This window comes from Modicisalibacter sp. MOD 31.J (assembly GCF_020147985.1).
GTDB lineage: Bacteria > Pseudomonadota > Gammaproteobacteria > Pseudomonadales > Halomonadaceae > Modicisalibacter > Modicisalibacter coralii.
Genome location: NZ_JAGXFF010000003.1, coordinates 486,642 through 506,309, shown reverse-complemented (window position 1 = coordinate 506,309; position 19,668 = coordinate 486,642). Strand labels below are relative to the sequence as shown.

12 protein-coding genes are annotated in these 19,668 nt (G+C 62.5%); 4 read left to right on the top strand and 8 right to left on the bottom strand.

The window, feature by feature from the left end:
* Nucleotides 1-424 precede the first annotated feature (424 nt).
* Entirely contained in the window at nucleotides 425-1,108 is a 684-nt protein-coding gene (locus KGR00_RS12900; protein WP_224418361.1) for a GntR family transcriptional regulator, read from the top strand.
* A 55-nt stretch (nucleotides 1,109-1,163) separates the two neighbouring features.
* Here the strand turns inward: KGR00_RS12900 and KGR00_RS12895 are convergent, their stop codons facing one another.
* The 3 genes from KGR00_RS12895 to KGR00_RS12885 form a co-directional block, all read right to left on the bottom strand.
* Nucleotides 1,164-2,705, bottom strand: coding sequence for a tripartite tricarboxylate transporter permease (locus KGR00_RS12895; RefSeq protein ID WP_224418362.1), 1,542 nt, complete (start codon nucleotides 2,703-2,705; stop codon nucleotides 1,164-1,166).
* 3 nt (nucleotides 2,706-2,708) lie between these two features.
* Nucleotides 2,709-3,170: a tripartite tricarboxylate transporter TctB family protein gene (locus tag KGR00_RS12890; protein ID WP_224418363.1), complete on the bottom strand. Its 462-nt coding sequence runs from the start codon at nucleotides 3,168-3,170 to the stop codon at nucleotides 2,709-2,711.
* Nucleotides 3,171-3,263: 93 nt separating this feature from the next.
* Entirely contained in the window at nucleotides 3,264-4,223 is a 960-nt protein-coding gene (locus KGR00_RS12885; RefSeq protein WP_224418364.1) for a tripartite tricarboxylate transporter substrate binding protein, read from the bottom strand.
* 390 nt (nucleotides 4,224-4,613) lie between these two features.
* Here KGR00_RS12885 and KGR00_RS12880 point away from each other — a divergent pair, with 390 nt between their 5' ends.
* Genes KGR00_RS12880 through KGR00_RS12870 form a run of 3 tightly spaced genes read left to right on the top strand, consistent with a single transcriptional unit; the run spans nucleotide 4,614 to nucleotide 7,662 of the window.
* On the top strand, nucleotides 4,614-5,252 hold the full coding sequence (locus KGR00_RS12880; protein WP_224418365.1) for a 4-carboxy-4-hydroxy-2-oxoadipate aldolase/oxaloacetate decarboxylase: 639 nt from the start codon (nucleotides 4,614-4,616) through the stop codon (nucleotides 5,250-5,252).
* A gap of 35 nt (nucleotides 5,253-5,287) precedes the next feature.
* A complete protein-coding gene (locus KGR00_RS12875; protein ID WP_224418366.1) occupies nucleotides 5,288-6,583 on the top strand; it encodes an alpha-hydroxy acid oxidase in 1,296 nt (431 codons plus the stop codon).
* On the top strand, nucleotides 6,580-7,662 hold the full coding sequence (locus tag KGR00_RS12870; protein ID WP_224424441.1) for a hydroxyacid dehydrogenase: 1,083 nt from the start codon (nucleotides 6,580-6,582) through the stop codon (nucleotides 7,660-7,662). The genes KGR00_RS12875 and KGR00_RS12870 overlap by 4 nt, the downstream gene beginning before the upstream one ends.
* Before the next feature lie 474 nt (nucleotides 7,663-8,136).
* On the opposite strand, the gene KGR00_RS12865 is transcribed toward KGR00_RS12870, so the two are convergent.
* From KGR00_RS12865 to hsdR, 5 genes are all read right to left on the bottom strand, one after another.
* Nucleotides 8,137-11,679, bottom strand: coding sequence for an AAA domain-containing protein (locus KGR00_RS12865; protein ID WP_224418368.1), 3,543 nt, complete (start codon nucleotides 11,677-11,679; stop codon nucleotides 8,137-8,139).
* The gene (locus tag KGR00_RS12860) at nucleotides 11,676-13,049 is read right to left on the bottom strand and encodes a restriction endonuclease subunit S (protein ID WP_224418369.1); all 1,374 of its coding nucleotides are present in this window, start codon (nucleotides 13,047-13,049) and stop codon (nucleotides 11,676-11,678) included. Before KGR00_RS12860 ends, KGR00_RS12865 begins: the two co-directional genes overlap by 4 nt.
* Nucleotides 13,046-14,686, bottom strand: coding sequence for an N-6 DNA methylase (locus KGR00_RS12855; protein ID WP_224418370.1), 1,641 nt, complete (start codon nucleotides 14,684-14,686; stop codon nucleotides 13,046-13,048). Before KGR00_RS12855 ends, KGR00_RS12860 begins: the two co-directional genes overlap by 4 nt.
* Nucleotides 14,687-14,703: 17 nt before the next feature.
* The gene (locus KGR00_RS12850; RefSeq protein ID WP_224418371.1) at nucleotides 14,704-15,774 is read right to left on the bottom strand and encodes a Fic family protein; all 1,071 of its coding nucleotides are present in this window, start codon (nucleotides 15,772-15,774) and stop codon (nucleotides 14,704-14,706) included.
* Between the two features lie 296 nt (nucleotides 15,775-16,070).
* Nucleotides 16,071-19,586: a type I restriction-modification system endonuclease gene (hsdR, locus tag KGR00_RS12845; RefSeq protein ID WP_224418372.1), complete on the bottom strand. Its 3,516-nt coding sequence runs from the start codon at nucleotides 19,584-19,586 to the stop codon at nucleotides 16,071-16,073.
* Between the last annotated feature and the right edge of the window lie 82 nt (nucleotides 19,587-19,668).

The window sequence follows — 19,668 nt, the reverse complement described above, 5'->3', positions numbered from 1 at the left end:
ATGCCTTGAAACACCGTTTCCGGCACGACGGCGGGTCGAAGCGCCAATGTCATGTCCTGACAGGGCCGCAGCATGCTGGTCGTCGGACCGCGCCTCGGATGGGCCCAGGAGCCGATAACGCGTACTGAACGTTCTGGATGACGCTCAACCGCGAAGCCGCCTCGGCCAACTGGTTAGCAAATTGGGTAGGAATCCCGGAAAAGGCTCGCCATGGAAACATTATGCCACTGTTTTATAATGTAAAAATCCACCGCATCTCTTTCAAGACTCGGGGTCTGGCGTGAAGGCGCCCTCGATCCCGCGCCGGCCGGCGGTTTCTGCGGCATGACACCGCCGGCCCCCGGTGCGATGCTGATACGATGATCGACATCAGCTCGGAGGTTACGGACGACCGTCATGACGGTCTTGCGCGATCGCACTCACCATGACCAAGCTCACAGACCGGGTCTACACGACCCTCAGACGACAAATCATGTCCGGAGAGCTGTCTTCGGACATGCAGATCAAGGAAGCCCACCTCGCCGACATGCTCTCGGTGAGCCGCACGCCGGTGCGGGCGGCCATCCAGCGGCTCGCCGACGACGGTCTGATCTATCACGAGAAGGGCCGCGGCTCGTTCGTCTCGCCCTGGCAGCAGGATGACATCGTCGACATCTACGAGCTGCGCATCCTGCTGGAGTCACGCGCCGCCAAGCTGGCCGCCACCCGCGCGACGCCGGAGCAGATCGCTCAGTTGCGCCATCACGCCAGCGTCATCGAAGGGCTATACCGGGAACAGCCGGACAAGTACCTGTTCAGCATTCAGGCGGAGAACCAACTGTTCCACCAGGTCATCCTGACCGCGGCGGGCTCGGTTCAGCTCAGCCGGATGGTCAGGATGCTGGTCGATTCGCCGATTACGGTGGGCTCCTACTATCTCTACTCCGAGACCGAGATGCAGCGCTCGATGCAGCAGCACCGCGACATCATCGATGCGATCGAGCGTCGCGAGGCACGCTACGCCGAGGACCTGATGCGCGTGCACCTGCGCATGGCCTACTGCGCCTTCATGGCCCGGCAGTCGGCGCGGGAGAAAGGGGAGCCCTGGAACGCCGCGGAGGAGGCGTAACGCGCCGCCGGCTACCCGACGGCGCGCCCCTGGCCGTGTCTTGGACCGGCCGCACTCAGGGCTCCATGTGGCGACGCGCCCGCTCCGGGTCGGCCGCCAGGGCCAGCTTCGACGGCCGCCCGCGGTAGTGGGTCAGAACGCGCCGAACCAGCGGCACGAGTATCGTCAGCACGATGATCGCGACCATGACGATGGCGATGGTGCTGGAGAACAGATACCCCACCTGATGATGCCCGATCAGCATCGCCCGGCGCAGGCTGGATTCCGCCACCGGCCCGAGAATGACCGCCAGCACCGCCGGCGCCAGCGGAATCCCGAGACGCTCCATGCCCCACCCCATGACGCCGAACGCCAGCATCAGCCAGACGTCGAACAGGCTGTTGTTGATGGCATAGACGCCGATGGTGGTCAGGGCGATGATGATCGGCGCCAGCAGCAGCGGCGGCATGTACATCACGTTGATGAACAGCCGCGCGCCGAGTCGGCCGATCACGAACAGCATGATCGACGTCACCAGCATGGCCAGGATGAAACCGTAGGTCACCGGCGCCGAGCGGGTGAACAGCTCCGGCCCCGGCAACATGCCATGCACCAGCAGCCCACCCAGGATGATCGCCGACACGCTGCTGCCGGGAATCCCCAGGGTCAGGGCGGGAATCAGCGACGCGGCGTTGTCGGCGTTGTTGGCACACTCCGCCGCCGCCACGCCTTCCGGCGCCCCCTTGCCGAAACGCGACTTGTCCTTGGCCACGCGCCGGGTCTCGTTCCACGACAGCATGGCGGCGATATTGCCGCCGGTACCGGGAATGATCCCGACGATCACGCCGATGATCGAGGCACGGCCCCAGGTCGGCAGCAGGCGTCGCCAACCGATGCCGCTGTGCGCTCTGCCGGCACGGCCGAGGCCGCTGCGGCTCAGCAGCAGCGCCTCCTGCGCCAGGGTCAGCGCCGGGGGAATGGCATAGAGCCCGGTCAGCAGTACCAGGATGTCGATGCCGCCCATCAGTTCCATGACATCGAAGGTGAAGCGCTCGTTGCCGGTCATCGAATCGATACCCACCATGCCGATCACCAGGCCGACACAGGCACTGATCAGCCCCTTGATGGGAGCGTCGCTCAGCAGCACGGCGATCGCCGCCAGCCCGAAGATCGCCAGCCAGAAGATTTCGACGGGCCCGAACTTGAGCGCCATGGCCGCCAGCGGCGGGCTGAGAAAGAGCAGGGCCAGCGCGCTGACCGAACCGCCGATCGCCGACGACGCCAGGGCGACCTTCATCGCCTCGAGTCCCTGCCCCTTCTGCGCCATGGGATGGCCATCGAACACCGTGGCGATACCCGCGGGCGTGCCGGGAATGCGCAGCAGAATGGCGGGGATCGCCCCGCCGTACATCGCCCCGTTGTAGATCCCGGCCATCATTCCCAACGCCACCAGCGGTTCCATGGTGAAGGTCAGTGGAATCAGCACGGCGATCCCCATGGTGGCGGAAAGCCCGGGTAGCGCACCGATCAGCACGCCGATGGTGGTACCGCCGGCCATCGCCAGCAGTACGGCCGGCGAGAACAGCAGTGGCAAGGCGGCAAGAATCGAGTCCCACATGGCTTAGCTCCCGGTCACCAGACGCAGCGCCATCTCCGGCGGCAGCGGTCTGTCGAGCACGATCTGAAAGATCAAGTAGATGAGCAGTGCAAAGAGGATCGCGGTCGTCACCAGCCACTTGCCCTGGCGATAGCCGAGCAGCCACCCGCTCAACGGCACGAACAACAAGAAAGTCGTGGCGAACCCCAACCGGGGGGCGATGGCGATCATGGCGACGGAGGTCGCCAGCAGGGTGAGAAACCGCCGGACATGACCCGGTGCAAAGCGCAGCGTGTCGCTGCCTGCCTGGCGCAGCGACCACGCCGAGCGAATCCCCCACACCAGCAGCAGCAAGGTCAGCAGGCTCATGACCGCCGTGGGCAGATAGGCCGAGTCCCGGGTGAAACTCAGCGCGTGCCAGAGCCCGAAGCCGCTGAGCACCACCCCGACCAGGGCGACACTCGTCTCCAGCGTGGCTTGACGCATGGTGGGTACTCCTTTCGAAGATGGCGACTCCCGACCCAGGGCCGAGCCCGGGCCGGGAGGCAGGGGGCGGGGCGACTACCCCCGCCGGTGGCGTCAATCACTCCAGGGCGACTCATTCCACAATGTCTGGAAGCGCACCTGCAGATCCTCGAGCGTCTGCTGATAGGTGGCCGGATCCTGATAGTCGAGCGGCAGCGACTGCTGAATGGCCGCCTTGCGGAAGTCCTCGTCCTGCATGGCCGTCGCGATGGCACTGGAGAGTTTCTCGACGATCGGCTCTGGCACGCCGGCGGGCACGGCGATACCGCGATTGGAACCGATGGTCAGCGGGTAACCCGCCTCGGCGGTCGTCGGCACGTCGGGCAGCTCCTTCGAGCGTTGCGCGGCGGCCTGGGCGAGCATCCTGACCCGTCCGGCCTTCACGTCGGACGCCGCCTCTCCGATGTTGAAGATGCCCAGGTCGATATGCCCGCCCATCAGCGCCTGACGCACATCGGCCGCGCCGGGGAAGGGTACGTGGGTCATCTCGATGCCCGCCTGACGTTCCAGCGCCAGCGCCGCCAGATGATCGTCCGAACCGACCCCGGTGGTGCCGTAGGTGATATCACCGGGATGCTGCTTGGCGTAGTCGACCAGGTCCTCGAGCGAGCCGAACTGGCTGTCCGGCGCCACATTGAAGCCGTCGGGATCGTCGACGACGCTCGCCACCGGCTGGAAGTCGGCCAGCGTATAGCGCGTTTCGCGCTCGATCGGGATGGTCAGCACGTTGGGCGTGTTGATGAAGCCGATGGTGTAACCGTCGGGCTTGGCGTTGGCCAGTGCCGTGAAACCGACCTCGCCACCGGCCCCGGGTCGGTTGATCACGGTGATGTCGGCGCCCAGGGCTTTCTCGACATAGGGCACCAGAGTGCGGGCGGCGATATCGGTACCGCCCCCCGCGGAATAGGCGACGATCATCTGTACCGCACGCTCGGGATAGTCCGCCATGGCCGACAGCGGTGTCAGCATGAGGGCGGCGATGGCGAGTGTTCTTGTCTTCGTGCCGGGCTTCATTGGCTTCTCCTGTTTGACCGCCATCACCGACGAAGTCGGCATGGCTTGGCGACCGGGCTCCGTGGGTATGAACGCGAGGGACTCAACATTCGCACCCGGGTTATTGTTCTTTCATAGATACAAAATCATCGAACCATAGCTATCACCGCGGCTCAAGCGCCGATTTCTTCGATTCGCCACCGCCCCTCAAAATCTAAAGTAAATTTTTGTTTTAATTGAATAATTACTGAAATTAGACTTTTGTCTCGTGTTCAGAAAAGCGATTCTCGATAGACAGACAGGAAATATTGTTTTTTTATTGTTCTAAACCGAATGAGCACACCCCATCGGCAATCGAGCCGCGACGACTGGCGCGCCAGTCGCTTTTCATCAGGACAACGGGAAGACGATATGACCTCGCAAGCCACGCTGGAGACGCTGAAAACCCTGGGCAGCGCGACGCTTCATGAAGCCCAGGGTCAACGCGGTGCCATGGATTGCGGCATCAAGCCGCTCGACCCCACCTTGAGACTGGCCGGCAGGGCACTGACCGTGGACTGCTCACCCGGCGACAACCTGCTGATCCACTACGCCATCTCCAAGGCGCGACCGGGCGACGTGCTGGTGGTCGATGCCAAGGGCTTCACCGAGGGCGGCCCCTGGGGCGACATCCTGACGCTTGCCGCCAGCCTGGCGGGCATCCGCGGCCTGATCATCGACGGCATGGTGCGTGACGCCGATACCATCATCGAATCCCGGTTTCCGGTGTTCTGTCGCGGTCTGTCGATCAAGGGCACCCACAAGCACCAGTCGGGCAAGGTCAACGACACCATCGTCTGCGGTGGCGTCTCGATTCACCCCGGCGACTTCGTGGTCGGTGATCGTGACGGCGTGGTGGTGGTCGCGGCCGAGGAGCTCGATGAGGTCATCATCGCCGCCCAGACTCGGGAAGAGAAGGAGGAAGCGTTCCGTCGCGAGCTGGAGCAGGGCGCCAGCACCCTCGATCTGCTCAACCTGCGCGACACGCTCGACCGCCTGGGTTTGCGGTGAGACCGGCCGCGATGGGCGGATCGAAGGAGCACGCGATGCCGATGTCGATCCCAGCGCGTGCCCGTCACGCTTGGGTAAAGAGGCGGCTGGCGCGGCTAAACAACCTGCATGACTTCGAGGCGGCCGCGCGTCGCCACCTGCCGCGCGCGATCTTCGCCTATATCGCCAACGCCGCCGAAGACGGGCATTCGCTCGAGGCCAACCGTGACGCCTTCGACGACTACGCCTTCGTGCCACGTGTCCTGGTGGACGTCTCCCGGGTTACCCAGCAGACAACGCTACTGGGCCTGCCGATGGCCTCACCCTTCGGTATCGCGCCAATGGGACTCGGCGCCTTGTGGGCCTATCGGGCCGATGTGGTGCTGGCCGACGCGGCACGCGCCGCGGGCATTCCCATGATCATGAGCGGCTCGTCGCTGATCCGCATGGAAACCCTCGGCGGCCAGGGCGAGTCGACCTGGTTCCAGGCCTATCTCCCCGCCGGCCGGGAGGCCATCGAGGCGCTGATAGCACGTGTCCAGGCCGCGGGCTTCACCACCTTGGTGATCACCCTGGATACGCCGGTCGCCACCAACCCCGACAACAACCGCCGGGCAGGCTTCTCCTCGCCCCTGAAGCCCTCGCCCAGGCTCGCCTGGGACGGCCTCTCGCATCCCGGCTGGCTGTTCGGCACCTTCCTGCGCACGCTGACGCGACACGGCATGCCCCACTTCGAGAACAACTACGCCTCGCGCGGCGCGCCGATCTTCTCGCCCCATGTCAATCGCGACATCTCCGACCGCGGCCACCTGAACTGGGACGACCTGGCGTTCATTCGCGAACGCTGGCCGGGTCGCCTGGTGCTCAAGAGCGTGCTGCATCCGGCGGACGCCGCCCGCGCCAGGGCGCTCGGCGTGGATGCGCTGATCGTCTCCAACCACGGCGGCCGCCAACTGGACGGCGCCCTCTCGCCGCTGCGCGCGCTGCCGGACATCCTCGCCGCCGCCGGTGACCTGCCGGTCATGATCGACAGCGGCTTTCGGCGCGGCACCGACGTACTCAAGGCCCTGGCGCTGGGCGCCGCCTTCGTGTTCATCGGCCGCCCCTTCGCCTACGCCGCCGCCGTGGGGGGCGAGGCGGGCGTGGCCCACGCCATCGACCTCCTGACGGCCGAAATCCGCCGCGACATGGCGCTGCTGGGCATCACCCGGCTGGATCAGCTAGGCCGGGACCATCTGGTCGCGCTGACCGCGCTGGGCGAGCGCGGCCTGGCCCAGCCCGCCGCAACGTCCGCCCGCGAGCCCCACACCGATCACCCACTTCATGATCAACCACAGAGGACCCAGCCTTGACCCAGCACCCCGAACTCACCCCACTCTCGTCATCGGCTGGGCAACGCTCTGGCCACCGGTCGGTGTTCCGACTCGACGTGTGGTACGACGTCTCGATGCAGCAGCGCTATGCCGACCGCCCGGACATCGCCCTGACCACGCTGCCCGTGGCCAGCGCCCCCGAGGATCACGCCGACACCCTGCGCCAGGCCCATGCCTATCAGGTCTCCTCGGCCAAGGATGAAACTCCCGCCCGCTGGTTCGCCGACGCGACGCTCCTGGCCCACACGCCCAACCTGCTGTGCGTCTCGACCTCCGGCTCCGGTTACGACACCGTGGACGTCGAGGCCTGCACCCGGGCCGGCGTGCTGGTCATGAACCAGGCGGGCGCCAACGCCCGATCGGTCGCCGAACACACCCTCGGGTTGATGCTCGGCATTAACAAACGCCTCGCCGAGAGCGACCATCGCCTGCGGCGCGGCGGCGTGTTCTCGCGCGAGGACCTGATGGGCCGCGAACTCCACGGCAAGACCCTGGGGCTGGTGGGGATCGGCCATATCGGACGTCGCGTCGCCGAGCTGGCGCGCGCCTTCGGCCTGCACGTCATCGCCCACGACCCACTGCTCGACGACGAGACGATTCACCAGCGCGGCGCCCTGCCGGTGACGCTGCCGGTACTGCTGGCCGAATCGGACATCGTCTCGCTGCACTGCCCGCGCCAGGCCGACACCCTCGATCTCTTCGACGCGCACGCCTTCGCGGCCATGAAGCCGGGCGCGCTGTTCATCACCACGGCACGCGGCGGCATCCACTCGGAAGCGGCGCTGACGGCAGCCCTCGAGAGCGGGCATCTGGCCGGCGCCGGCATCGACGTCTGGGACGTCGAGCCACCGCCGCGGGATCATCCGCTGCTACGAATGCCCAACGTCATGGCGACCTACCACACCGCCGGCGTGACGCACGAAGCGCGGCGCAACATCGCCACCTGGGCGGCGGAGCAGTTGATCGCGACCCTTGATGGCCAGGTGCCGCCACGCCTGCTCAACCCCGAAGCCTGGCCCCGCTATGCCGAGCGCTACCGGCGGATACTGGGGCTATGAGCGGGCGTCTTTGGGCGGCCGGTTAATACCCGGCGGCACCCAGGCGGCGCGCCCTGACGTCGATCACGGCGCTCGACCCTCGCCGCGACCGGAGAAAACCGTCGTCAACGTCGATGCTGATCGGCGAATCAAGACGTTGGGTCGCTGCGAGCGACCGGAACATCACTTGGCCGACACGTTTCATCAGAATAAACATGGGGCCGGGAGGGTGCCCACATCCCGCCTACGGGTGATCCTTGGCAGGCCTATCCAGCATGGAAAGCGCAGCAGCGCCTGCCTGGCCTTGTTCAAGAGGCCTCCAGTCCACCGGCAGTGGCTTTCCGTGAACAATCTAGTGGATTTATCCAGCTATAAAGCGAGTGCAGAGCTGATTCGATCGGCCAGCCCAGCCGTTTCTGATCCATGACGACGAAAGCAACGAACCCAAAGGATCGACGGGTTCGACCATGTTCTGAAACCTAGGCGCAATCCGGCCTACTCGGGATATCGCTTCCGCACACGCGCATTGAGCGCGTCACGTTGAAGGGTGATTTCCGCTTTCAAATCACCGCTATACAGCATGGACGTCTCCATGTTCTTGTACTTGCCCTCTCGCGCGGCGCTTGCCCAGTTGTAGGAGCCGACACACAGAAAGTCACTGTCGGCCATGATCAGTTTGCTATGAACCTGATTGACGACCTTCACGGTCATGCCGCGCTCGGCGAGCGCTTCACAGCATCGTTCGAAAAGCGACGCTTTATGGGCATCCGGCTGATTGGCGCTGGTAGTGTTGAAGTGATGATCGGTGTAGATCGTGATATCGACACCTCGCGCAGCCGTTTTCTCTAGTGCTGCCAGTAACCCGGCCTCTTCCAGGCGACTCAGCGAAATCCAGGGGGACACCATCGCCATCTCGGCACGCACACGCTCGAGCACGTCTTGGATGCATTGATCATGCGCTTCGGCATCGTTGATCAGCCGCGGCGTCTGACACAGCGCCAACAGATCGGGACGCGCAACGCTTGCCGTGAACGCAAGCTCATTGTTTTCATGGCTGAAGAGATAACGTCCCAGCAGGTGCCGCGGCGTACCGCGAGCCGCCGTGCCGATCACATCCATATCGCCAAAGACGAGAAAGCTGTCCTTCGCCCGTGAGACCGCCACGTTCAGAAGCGAGGGATCCTTGTCGATGAAGCTGCCATCGTCATGGCGCGAATAGACCGCGGAAAACAGCACGATCGGGCGCTCCGCCCCCTGAAGGGCGTGCACCGTGCCCACTGTCATCTCCGCATTGCCTCCGCCGACCTTGATATCCCGCGCCAGGCACTCCCGCTCGATCAGGTTGGCCTGGGCCTTGAAAGGCGTGACGACGCCGACGATCTGCTCCAGCGGCTTGCCGTGCACGGCCTCAAGGCGCTCGCGCTGATCGACCAGCCATTCGGCTATCGTGATAGCTTCCAGCCGGTTGATGCGACTTCCCGACGGCGGGGTCTCGGCCCGGCCATCGACGTGGACATAGCCAAAGGGCGGCAGTTCGGCATCGATGGCAGGTCTGTCACGCAGCGGCTGCAACAGCCCGCGATAACAGAGGTCGTTGCAGTAAGCGATAATCTCGTTCAAGCAGCGCCGATGCTCGCGCAGGAACATGCCCGGCTCGGCCTGTTCGAGATAGTGGTAACGGCTGGCCGCTTGGGCGATGCGCATCACGCTGCCATCCACCACAGAGCGTCCACTTTCACGCAGCGACTCGTACTTCTCGACGGTGGTGAGCAGGCCCTGATGCGCCAGATTACCCACATCGACCGTCTGCGACTGCGTCGCGACCGGTTTGATCTGATGCACATCACCGATCGCCAGCACCCGCTTTGTCAGCGCCATGGAGGCGCCGGCAACGTCCGGTGCAACCTGACCGGCTTCGTCGATGATCAATAGATCGATCTCGTTGATCAGGTACTCGTCACGAAACTGCCCTTCGCCTTCGAAAACGCTGTGCGTCATGTGAGACGGCAGCGAGTGCAATGTCGAGACAATGCAGGGCGTCAGCATCATGCGCCGGCGCCAGCGCGGGCGCACCTTGGAAAGCCCCGGCTTCTCCCTGCCCTTGGCCGTCTGCTCGGCCAACTCGTCGACACGTTCGGCGCACGCCTCCAGCCAGCGCGCCTCCCAGTAATGCACCGCCAGTTGAAAGAGCTGGAAGCGAAGCGTGGTATCCAGTGCCTGGTCGAAGGCGTCGAATGTTTCTGGCAGCGTCTCGAAGCCCAAAGCCCGGTACGTAGCATCGAGTCTCGAGGTGAGCTGCTCGATCTCGTGCACGCTCTGCTGGCACTCGGCAATAAAGGCCTGTTTCTTGTCCAGCACCTCACGCTGCTGACCCAACCAGGTCTTCAACGCGACCTCGGGGGCATCTGCCGATGGCGATTCCTCGATCAGTCGGCGCCCCTCGGCGCTCAGGTGCTCGCTGATGAACAGTTCACGCCGTATGCGGCGCTTTTTGGCCACCGGTGGCAGTACGGCAAGCAATGAAAGCCACATCGGCTCATCGGCGCAAAAGCGCTGCCACTGTTTGAGATCGGCATCCATCGCATCGTGCGCGGCCTGCAGCGCGGCTGCCGTCGCCTGCTCGCTCGCCAATGTTTCCTCAGGGGCGTCACCCAGTTTCTCCGCGAGTCGGGCCTTAAGCGTTGCCCGTTTCGTCCAGTGCTGGTGCAGGTCTCGAAGCTGCGACTGCCGCGCGATCAGCCGCTGACGAAGCCGCTCGCGAACGGTATCCACACGGGTGAGCGTGTCATCGTCTAACGCCTGCCTGGCACGCTGGAGAAAGGCCATCTCGGCGCGCTCGTGGTATTCCGGCGATTCGACCTCGCGATAGAACGACGGCGTCTGGTAGTGCTTCGACGCCTCGCCTTCCCGACTACGTGCGCAGTAATAACCGCCGTAGCTGGTGATGTCGGGCAGCCAGCGCCCGCCGAAGGCGTCCGACGTCTCTTCAAACTCCTTGGCGAAGGCTTCGAGCACGTTGGTTACGGCCTGGTTGTTGGTGGAGGCCGCGACGACCAGCGGCGGTTCAGCGTCATCGAGCGCGGCCTTCACCCAAAGCGACGCGACCGCCGAGAGCACGAAGGTGGTCTTGCCCGTACCCGGCGGGCCGTTGACCGCCAGCACCTCGCCGTCCTCCATCGCCATGACCTGCGCCAGCGCGTCACGCTGGGCAATGGCCAGCGGGTACTGGGTATTGGCATGGCCCAATCGATGCATCATGCCGGATAGTGGCTCGATGCAGGGCTGGTACGACTCCATGGTCGACAGGGCGTAATTTTCCAGCAGTGGCAACGTTTGCTCGGTGGTGGAAAGCCAGTCGTAGAGCTTGATGATGTGAGTCGCCGCGCCCAATTGATCGTCGACCTTACTGATGCGCGCCTCGTTGGCGCTCACGAATACCTCTTTCAACAGATCTTTGGGGCACAGGGTGTCGAACAGCTTTTGCGACAGCTCGTAGTACGGCTGCCAGCATTCGCCGTGCGCCTCGAGTGCCGAATCCTCGAGCAGTGCCAGAGCCTCGCTTTCCGACCAGACGCGTGGCTCGCTTTTGCTCAAAAAACGATCCTGCTCGGCGACATCATTCAGCGTGAAGCGGTCATCGGCCTGCGGCGCCAGCAAGTCACGCGGAATCACCGGCGGCTCGGCGGGAATCAAGCGGCCATCGCGCGCGACCCACAAACCGCAGATCAGCGGGGTGATGACATCCGGGTAGAGCGCGCGTTTTTCCGCGCCATGCTCCTGCAAGACCTTGTACACCGCCGGGCGCAGCGCGACTCGCACTATTTGAGTCGAGGCGCCTTCTTCGGCGAAAAGCTGCTGGAGCAACGGGTGATCCGACGGCAGGCGGCCATCGCGGTAGACCGTTCTTTTGAGGTAGTCGGTCTGCCCCAACGCCTTTTTGGTCAAGGCTCCGCGGCCGCTCTCGGCATCCGCCAGTGAGTTGCGCCAGTAGCGGAGCCACTGCCGGGACGTGGGCCGGGTCGCGTCTGCTTGGGTCATGCCTTGGCCTTTTTCCTTGTGCGTTTCTTCGGCGCCTGCGCGGCGCGCTCCTCTTTGATGCGCTCAAGCAGCGCCTCGGCGCTGTTTTCGCCACTGATCAGCTCGGGGTTGTCCGCCCGCCACTGGGCGGTCAGCTCGCCGCGAAACGCCTTGGCCAGGATGGATTGGGTGAGCTGGTTGACCCGCTCCAGGGCGCTATTGACCTGGCGCTCGACGGTGTCGGCGTAGGCGAAGAGCTGGTCGACCCGACGGACGATCTCGGTTTGTTCAGCTACTGATGGAAGTGGTACGACAGCTCTTTTTATCACATCTAAAGTTATGCGCTGATGCCCAGCTGAGGATTTCAACGATCTAGCGATATGCTCTCTAAAATCCTGCGACGCAAAAAAATATTCTAAGAAAGGTCCTTGCTGAGGGTCTTTCAATCGAGCACAGAATAAACGGTCGGGATATTGACACTCTCGTTCGATATCTCTAACCATTGCACAGTTTCCCACGTACTCAGCGGAACCACTCAACCGTGTAAACAAGAGATCTTTTTCTTTCAGATAATTATTATCTTTTAGAGATTTCGGATCAGACAAGTACTTAATGTCTGAGAAATCGATTTCCCTAGGTCGAACAGCGCTTGACCGGAGTATAGGAACCCCTTCAATATCATCATTGGGCTTTTCTGCTGAACCACTTCGCAACTGACAAGTTAGTGCTGAAAAGTCTATTTTTTGCCATGAATCATGGACTTGATTGGAAATTCGCCAATCCTCCGTCAAACGCCCACTCACCGCTGCCGCGAGCACGGATTGCCGAAAACGCTTGAGAATCTCGGGAATCCGTTCGAGGCGGGCTTTGGTGCTGTCCACCTGCGCCAGCAAGGTGTCAAGCTTATCGGCGATAACCTTTTGTTCGGCGAGAGGGGGAAGTGCAAACTCAAGTGCCTTCAAGACTTCAAGCCTTATTCCTTTGACGGTCGTTCCCGTCCCAAGCTGCTCTATTTTATGAGCAATAGAGCGATACCAATAAACTAAATAATCGCGGTGCATACCGGATGATAGAAAGAGGGCTTTAAGGTCTTGATTAATTGCCGAATCGAAGTGCGCCACAACAATTTTTCCCAGACTCATCCTTGTCGCGATGATGGGAGTCCCCGCGGGAATAATGTTAGTACTGCTATTTTTAACCGCTTCAGACGAGATGTGGTCGATAGTATCGTCAAGGACATGCTTGTTCATGTCCTTGACACTCATCCACGGAATATCACCACGGTAATATTCAGGCTTGGATTTACTCGGCGTCCCGCCGCCAGTGATCTGCAAAATAACATTTTCTAGCGGCGTGCTAAGCCATTGCTGAGGAAGCGTTTGGTCTGTCATTGGGTTGCTTCCCCACCCATCATTTCCTGCACCAACACCCGCTGCCCATCAGCCTCGTCCTCGGCGCCCAGCGCACGCATCAGCCCATCCAGTTCGCCCAGCGCCTGCACCAGTTCGCTCATCGCCTCGCCGGCCAGCACTTCGGGGGCGGGGAGGTCGGCGGCGTCGACGCTGTCCTTGTCCTTGAGCCAGCTGATATCCAGCGAGTCCCCCTTGATGTCGCGAATCCACTCGCGGGAGAAACAGCGCCAGCGGGATTTGGCGAGGCGGTCGTTACTCACGCCCTGGTTCTCTTCGGTGGCCTCGGCATCGACGGCGATCTCTTCGGCATTGAACGACCACTCCCCTTCCTGGCGTGGGCTCTGGCCGTTGGGGTCATCGCCGTAGACAGCTTCGAAGGGTTTGAGGTGCTGCTCACCGAAGGGCGTGCGCTTGCCGAAGCTCGGCATATTGGTGCGCAGGTCATAGACCCAGACGTCGTCGGTACAGCCGGTGTACTGATATTTGTCCGCTGCACTGCCTTTGGTGAAGAACAGCACGTTGGTCTTCACGCCCTGAGCGTAGAAGATGCCGGTGGGCAGGCGCAGGAGGGTATGCAGGTTGCACTTTTCCATCAGGTCGCGGCGCACCTCGGTGCCGACGCCGGACTCGAACAGCACGTTGTCCGGCAGCACCACGGCGGCGCGGCCGCCGGGCTTGAGATTGCGGTAGATGTGCTGGAGAAAGGCGAGCTGCTTGTTGCTGGTCTTGTAGGTCAGGTCATCGCGGGTAATGCTCGCCTCGCCGCCCTTGGCGGTGCCGAACGGCGGGTTGGCGAGAATCACATCCGCCTTGGCCAGGGATTTGCCGGCGTCGCCGAGCGCGTTACCCAGATGCACCACACCTTCGTTATCGCCTTCCATGCCGTGCAGCAGGCAGTTCATCAGCGCCAGGCGACGAGTGCCGGGCACCAGCTCGATACCGACGAAGGCCTCGTAACGTTGAAAGGCCTGATCGCGGGCATCGAGCAGGAACAACTCATCGGTCTGATCCTTGATGTAGCGGTCCGCAGCGATCAGAAAGCCCGCTGTACCGGCGGCCGGGTCCTGCACGCTCTCTCCGGGCTGAGGCTTCACACAGCGCACCATGGAATCGATCAGCCGGCGCGGCGTGAAGTACTGCCCGGCACCGGACTTGGTCTCGTTGGCGTTCTTTTCCAGCAGGCCCTCGTAGAGATCGCCCAAGCCATCCTGCTGAGCGCTGAACCAGTCGATCTGATCCAGTGCCTTGATCATCTGCTCCAGATGGCGCGGCTCGCGTAGGCGGGTCTGGGCGTCGGTATAGATCGCGCTGATCAGCGGGTCCGCATGCACCAGGTGGCCGTCACTGTCGCGGCCCGTGGAGAGGCTCAGCAGGATGCGCTTGTAGTCGTCCAGCAGATTGAGGCCGGACTTGCCGTTGAGATCCGTCCAGCGGCAGCCTACCGGCAGCGGATGGCGCTCCAGCGTGCCGGCTTCGGTATTTTCATGAACCTCATGCACCATCTTGATGAACAGCAGCAGCACCAGCTCGGTGACGTAATCCGAGTAGTTGATGCCGTCGTCACGCAGAACGTCGCAGAGATTCCAGAGCTTTTGAACGATGTCGTTGTTGGACACGATGAATTCCCGTCGGGTTATCCGCGCTCGAGGAAGAGCGCCATGAGCGCGGCATTGATATAAAAGTTGCTGCGGCCCACTTTGATCTTTTCCAGCAAGCCGATGGAGACCAGTTCATCCAGATACTTGGTCGCAGTAATGCGGCTCACGCCCAGGTCGTCCATGACGAACTCGATCTTGGTGTAGGGGTGGTTGAACAGGTTGTTGAGCAGCTCCTGGCGATAGATCTTGGGGCACTCTTCACGCATCCGGTGTTTGGTGTGCTGCATCAGATCGCGAATCTGGCCAATCAGCTCGATGGTCTGCTGCGCGGTCTGGCTGATGCCCTCCAGCATGTAGAGCAGCCAGGGTTCCCAGTCGCCGCTGTCACGAACCGCCTGGAGCTCCTGGTAATAGCGCGCCTTGGTGTGAATCAGATAGCGGCTGAGATAGAGCACCGGCAGATCGAGTAGCTCTTTGGAAACGAGGTAGAGCATGTTGATGATGCGGCCGGTCCGCCCGTTGCCGTCGTAGAACGGGTGGATACTCTCGAACTGGTGATGAATGATCGCCATCTTCACCAGCGGGTCGGCGTCGCAGCGCTGATCGTCGTTGATATAGTCCACCAGGTTACTCATCAAGCGCTCGATCTCCGGCGCAGCCTGAGGTGGCTCGTAGACGACCTCGCCGGTTGCTTGGTTTTTCAACGCCGTGCCCGGTAGCTTGCGCAGCCCCGCCCGGTTCCGTTCGAGCGTTTGCTGAATCACGAGAATGTCATCCAGGCGTAGCAGCCGACTTTGCCGAACGCTCCGGAAACCGGCTCGCAGTGCCGTGGCGTAATCCTGCACTTCCTTGGTTTGCGGATCGATCTGGGCTTCCTCCGCCACCACGGCGCGGTAGAGATCGTCCTGTGTCGTGATGATGTTCTCGATCTCGGAGCTGTGCCGCGCTTCCTGCAGCGTCAGCGTGTTGATCAGGATCTCTTCATTGGGAATGGTGGCCGCGACACCCTTGAGCTCGGCCAGGTAGCGATGCGCCCGTGCCGCCTGCTTGAGCACGGCACGCGTTTCCCACTGATCAATCTCGGGCAGCGGCAAGGAGGGAAGCACGACGACACCTCATGTCATGTATAGAAAAATCGAAAATCTATATACAAACTGCACGACATGCAAAGAAAACTGCAATTTCTTGGCACTAGCGTCACGCTAATGCCAAGAAACGGGCTCCTGCTATACACCTCGTGTGGCTCCCTGGACATCGCCGACAGCAGGTCTGGCGATCGGTGCGCTCAGTCGCTGCCATGCCGACGCTTCGCGTAGCGCGGAGACCCGGCAACCGCATGAGCCGCTGGCCATGTCGATGGCATCGACATGAGCACCACCACCCACACAGAAAATCCGCTTTTCTATACTCGCCGCTCCGGCCAGAGTGCGTCGTTCATGCTCTCCAGTACCGTATCCAGTTGATCGTCGAGCACCTTATCCAGTTGCCTGGCGCCGCCGACAAACGCTGGGAGGCGATTGATGGCCTCGCGATCGAGCACGACTTCGTGCTCGAGCTGCCTGGCCAGCCGCTCCAGCCACTTGCGCTGGCTGGGCGTCCAGCCGTGCTGGCTGTAGATGCCCGCCAGCGCCCTTTGCACGCGCTGCTCGAACGGTACCAGCGCCTCGCCCAGGGCGGCGCGCCGGATATGCCCGATGATGCTCGCGGCGATGTCCTGGTTGGTCTGGTTGCGCACCGCCGTCTGCAGATTCGCTTCCGAATAGCCGTGCTGAGACAACAGCAGCCGGATCTGGCGCAGATCGTCGCGAGTCAGGTCGCGCGGACGATTGACCACGGTGGCGAGTGCCGCCGATTCGTTGAGGTTGTCACGAATGAACGCCTCGAAGCTCTCCAGGTAATCTTCCGGGCGCTTGTGTACGCCGTAGCTCTGGGTACGCTCGCGGATCTCGTCTTCGTGCTCGGAGATAATCGGCATGCGCTCGCTGCCCGTCAGCGACTTCACTTCCTCGAGTTGATGGATCAGACCCGCGTGCTGCTGGATGAACTCGGCGGCCTTGACGGGGCCGAGTTCGATTAGCTGCTTGTGCAGCGACTTGGGCGGCACCTCCCAGAGGGTTTCCAGCTCATCGAGCTTGTGGCGTAGCGCTGGCGTCTTCTCGGCGGCTTTCTCCGCCTTGCGCAGCACGCGCATCAACTTCTGGCTGAGTTGGCGCAGCACCACATGGGCCTGGCTCTCGTCCGGCCGGTCGCCCGGCGAGCTCAGCGCGCGTTCGCGCTGCTCCGGGTCGGTGAGTTCCCGAGTCAACTGTTCGAGCGTGACATTGGGATCCTTCACCAGCGGCTGCATGGTGCTGACCGCCGCCAGCGCGGCGTAGATATCCACCGGGTCGTAGATACGAAAGACGGTCTTGCCGATCTCGTCGCAACGCCGCGTGGCCCGCCCGATCATCTGCTCATAGAGAATCCGAGACTTCACCCGACGCAGGAACACCAGATGGCAAATCGCCGGGACGTCGATACCCGTGGTGAGCAGGTCGACGGTGATGGCAATGTTGGGGTAACGCTCGTTCTTGTACTGGCGGATCAACTGGTTGGCCCGGTCGCTCTTGCCAGTGATCTTCTCCACCGCGGCCTGCGGGTAGGTCTCGCCGTAGATCGCCTTGAAGGCGGTATCCAGCTTATTCTTGACCTCATCGGCATGCCGGTCGGAGGCGCAGAAGATCAGCGTCTTCTCGTCGCCGAAGGGGTCGAGTTCCTTGGCCAGCTCCTCGCAGATGACGCGATTGAAGTTCGGGTTGAGCACGCCCTTGTTGAAGGCATCGACGTCGAAGCTGAGTTCGTCTTCCAGCTCGGCGGTTTCCACGTCGCCGGTCTGCGTATTGATGGCGTGAACGGTCTCGCCCTTGTCGAAGGTGATGCCCTGCTGTGTCAGCAGTGTCTCGTAGCGCACCGGGGGCTCGTGATCGATCAGCCAGTCATCAGCCACGGCCTCGCGGTAGGAGTAGGTGTAGACCGGTCGGCCGAAGATCTCACTGGTATGGCGCGCGGGCGTGGCTGTCAGGGCGATCTGCACCGCATCGAAGTAATCGAGGACACGGCGGTAGCTGGAAAGATACTGGCGCACATCACGGGTCGCCATCTCCCCTTCGGTCATCTCCTGATCCAGCGTGTAACCACGGTGGGCTTCATCGACGATCACACAGTCGAACTGATCCACCGGCGGCGGCGCGTCACTGGCGAAGATCCGTTTGACCATCGCCTGCACTGTCGCGACCTGGACCCGCGTTTCGGCTTCCGCCGCCATGTCGCCGAGTTCGGCCACGTTATAGATCGTCGATAGCGACTGGTTCTGCTCCAGTCGCGCTTCCGCGAACGCGCCCAGCGCCTGGTCACCGAGCGCGGTACGGTCCACCAGAAAGAGAATGCGATGAAAGCGCTCGGCCTTGAGGAACCGATACATCAAACCGATGATCGTGCGCGTCTTGCCGGTGCCGGTCGCCATGGCCAGCAGCGCCCGACGCGTACCCTGCGCTAGCGCGGTCTCCGTGGCGATGATGGCCTTCTGCTGATAATCACGCAGCCCTAGATAGCCGAAGGGTTCATTGGCCAAGTGGGCTTCGGCGTTTTCTTTGCTACGGCGAAGCTGGTCCAGCAGACCGGCCGGCGTGTGAAAGGCCTGCAGGGCACGCTTCAGATTGCTCGGCTCGCGAACGTCGCGGAACCAGGTGCCGGAGAGTTCGGGCTGTTGCGGCACATAGGGGCGCCCATTGCAGGAGTAGACGAACGGCACCTTGTAGTGCCCCTCCTGCTCGTCCGCCCAGGCGATGGTGCGTCCGGCCAGCTCCCAGGCGCCAATGAGCGGCGACTCGATCTTCATGCCGCGACTGTAGCGCTCCGCCTGGCCGATCTTGCCGGCGATATTGACGTTCTCCTTCTTGGCTTCCACCACGGCCAGGGGTGTCAGCCCGTGAAAGAGCACGTAGTCGGCTTTCTCATGGCCGACCGTCGGCCATTCCGCGATGGCACGATTGCAGCCTTTCTCGGGCCGCGCGCCGTTCTTGAAGCTCAGTGCCTGCGTGTCCGCTTCCCAACCGGCCTCGATAAGTTGCTGATCGATCAAGATTCGCGTCAGCGCCTCATCCAGCACGATCTGCTGGCTGGCATTCTGCATTTGCTGAGTGACCTGCCGGCGCGTCGATGTCACCGCCTGCTGGCTGCCCTCGGCGAGCTGGCGCTGTAGTGCCACGACCTTCTGCTCGTAGGCCTGCTGCTGATCGACCAGGGCCTGCTCGTGAGAGGCCGCTTCCCGGGCTTTCGCGCGGGACTCTTCGTCCATCGCCAGCGCCAATGCCTCGTACTCCGATCGCTCCTGTTCGATCAACTCGTTGAGCTGCTGACTGGAGTCCAGGGCTTCGTTGGCACGCAATAGCTCGTGCTTGAGAGTTTCGATATCGATTTGGAGCTGGCGCTGCTGCGCGCTCGGATCGGCAGGCGGAACGAAAGGCCCCGGCTTGAAGGCCGAGCTGTGCTGACCGAAGGCACGGTGAAACCAGATTGCCAGCTCGCGCGCGACCTTCAGCCCCTCCATGGCCTCGCGGTGCTGCGTCCTGAACTGATGGTTGGCCCGGTTACCCTCGATCCGCAGAGTATGAAACAACTCACGCACCACCGAGTCGAACTGCAACTCCCGGTTCAGGCGATACAGCAGATCGCTTTGCGGCGTTTTGCTATCGAACTCGATACCCGAGAGCGCCGCTATATGCTGCGCAATCGCTTCGCCCAACTGACGAAGCTTGATCAGGGTCGTGTTCGGATCGCTGGAGAAGGCCTGTTCTGCGGCGCCGGCAAGCTGCACGAACAGCGGGTCGTGCTCGGCCAAGAAACCGAAGTTCTGCGATTGCGAGTGAGGCGTCGGCATCGTGTCTCCAGCGTGCTATCGGTGAGGATTCGACATGACACGCTGGCACGATCCGCTGGGCCTGACGCAATCCCCTTTATTA

What these genes read in the sequence shown, in the direction of transcription:
- KGR00_RS12900 (WP_224418361.1), top strand. Translation starts at nt 425, where the DNA reads ATGACCAAGCTCACAGACCGGGTCTACACGACCCTCAGACGACAAATC.
- KGR00_RS12895 (WP_224418362.1), bottom strand. Translation starts at nt 2,705, where the DNA reads ATGTGGGACTCGATTCTTGCCGCCTTGCCACTGCTGTTCTCGCCGGCC.
- KGR00_RS12890 (WP_224418363.1), bottom strand. Translation starts at nt 3,170, where the DNA reads ATGCGTCAAGCCACGCTGGAGACGAGTGTCGCCCTGGTCGGGGTGGTG.
- KGR00_RS12885 (WP_224418364.1), bottom strand. Translation starts at nt 4,223, where the DNA reads ATGAAGCCCGGCACGAAGACAAGAACACTCGCCATCGCCGCCCTCATG.
- KGR00_RS12880 (WP_224418365.1), top strand. Translation starts at nt 4,614, where the DNA reads ATGACCTCGCAAGCCACGCTGGAGACGCTGAAAACCCTGGGCAGCGCG.
- KGR00_RS12875 (WP_224418366.1), top strand. Translation starts at nt 5,288, where the DNA reads ATGCCGATGTCGATCCCAGCGCGTGCCCGTCACGCTTGGGTAAAGAGG.
- KGR00_RS12865 (WP_224418368.1), bottom strand. Translation starts at nt 11,679, where the DNA reads ATGACCCAAGCAGACGCGACCCGGCCCACGTCCCGGCAGTGGCTCCGC.
- KGR00_RS12860 (WP_224418369.1), bottom strand. Translation starts at nt 13,049, where the DNA reads ATGACAGACCAAACGCTTCCTCAGCAATGGCTTAGCACGCCGCTAGAA.
- hsdR (WP_224418372.1), bottom strand. Translation starts at nt 19,586, where the DNA reads ATGCCGACGCCTCACTCGCAATCGCAGAACTTCGGTTTCTTGGCCGAG.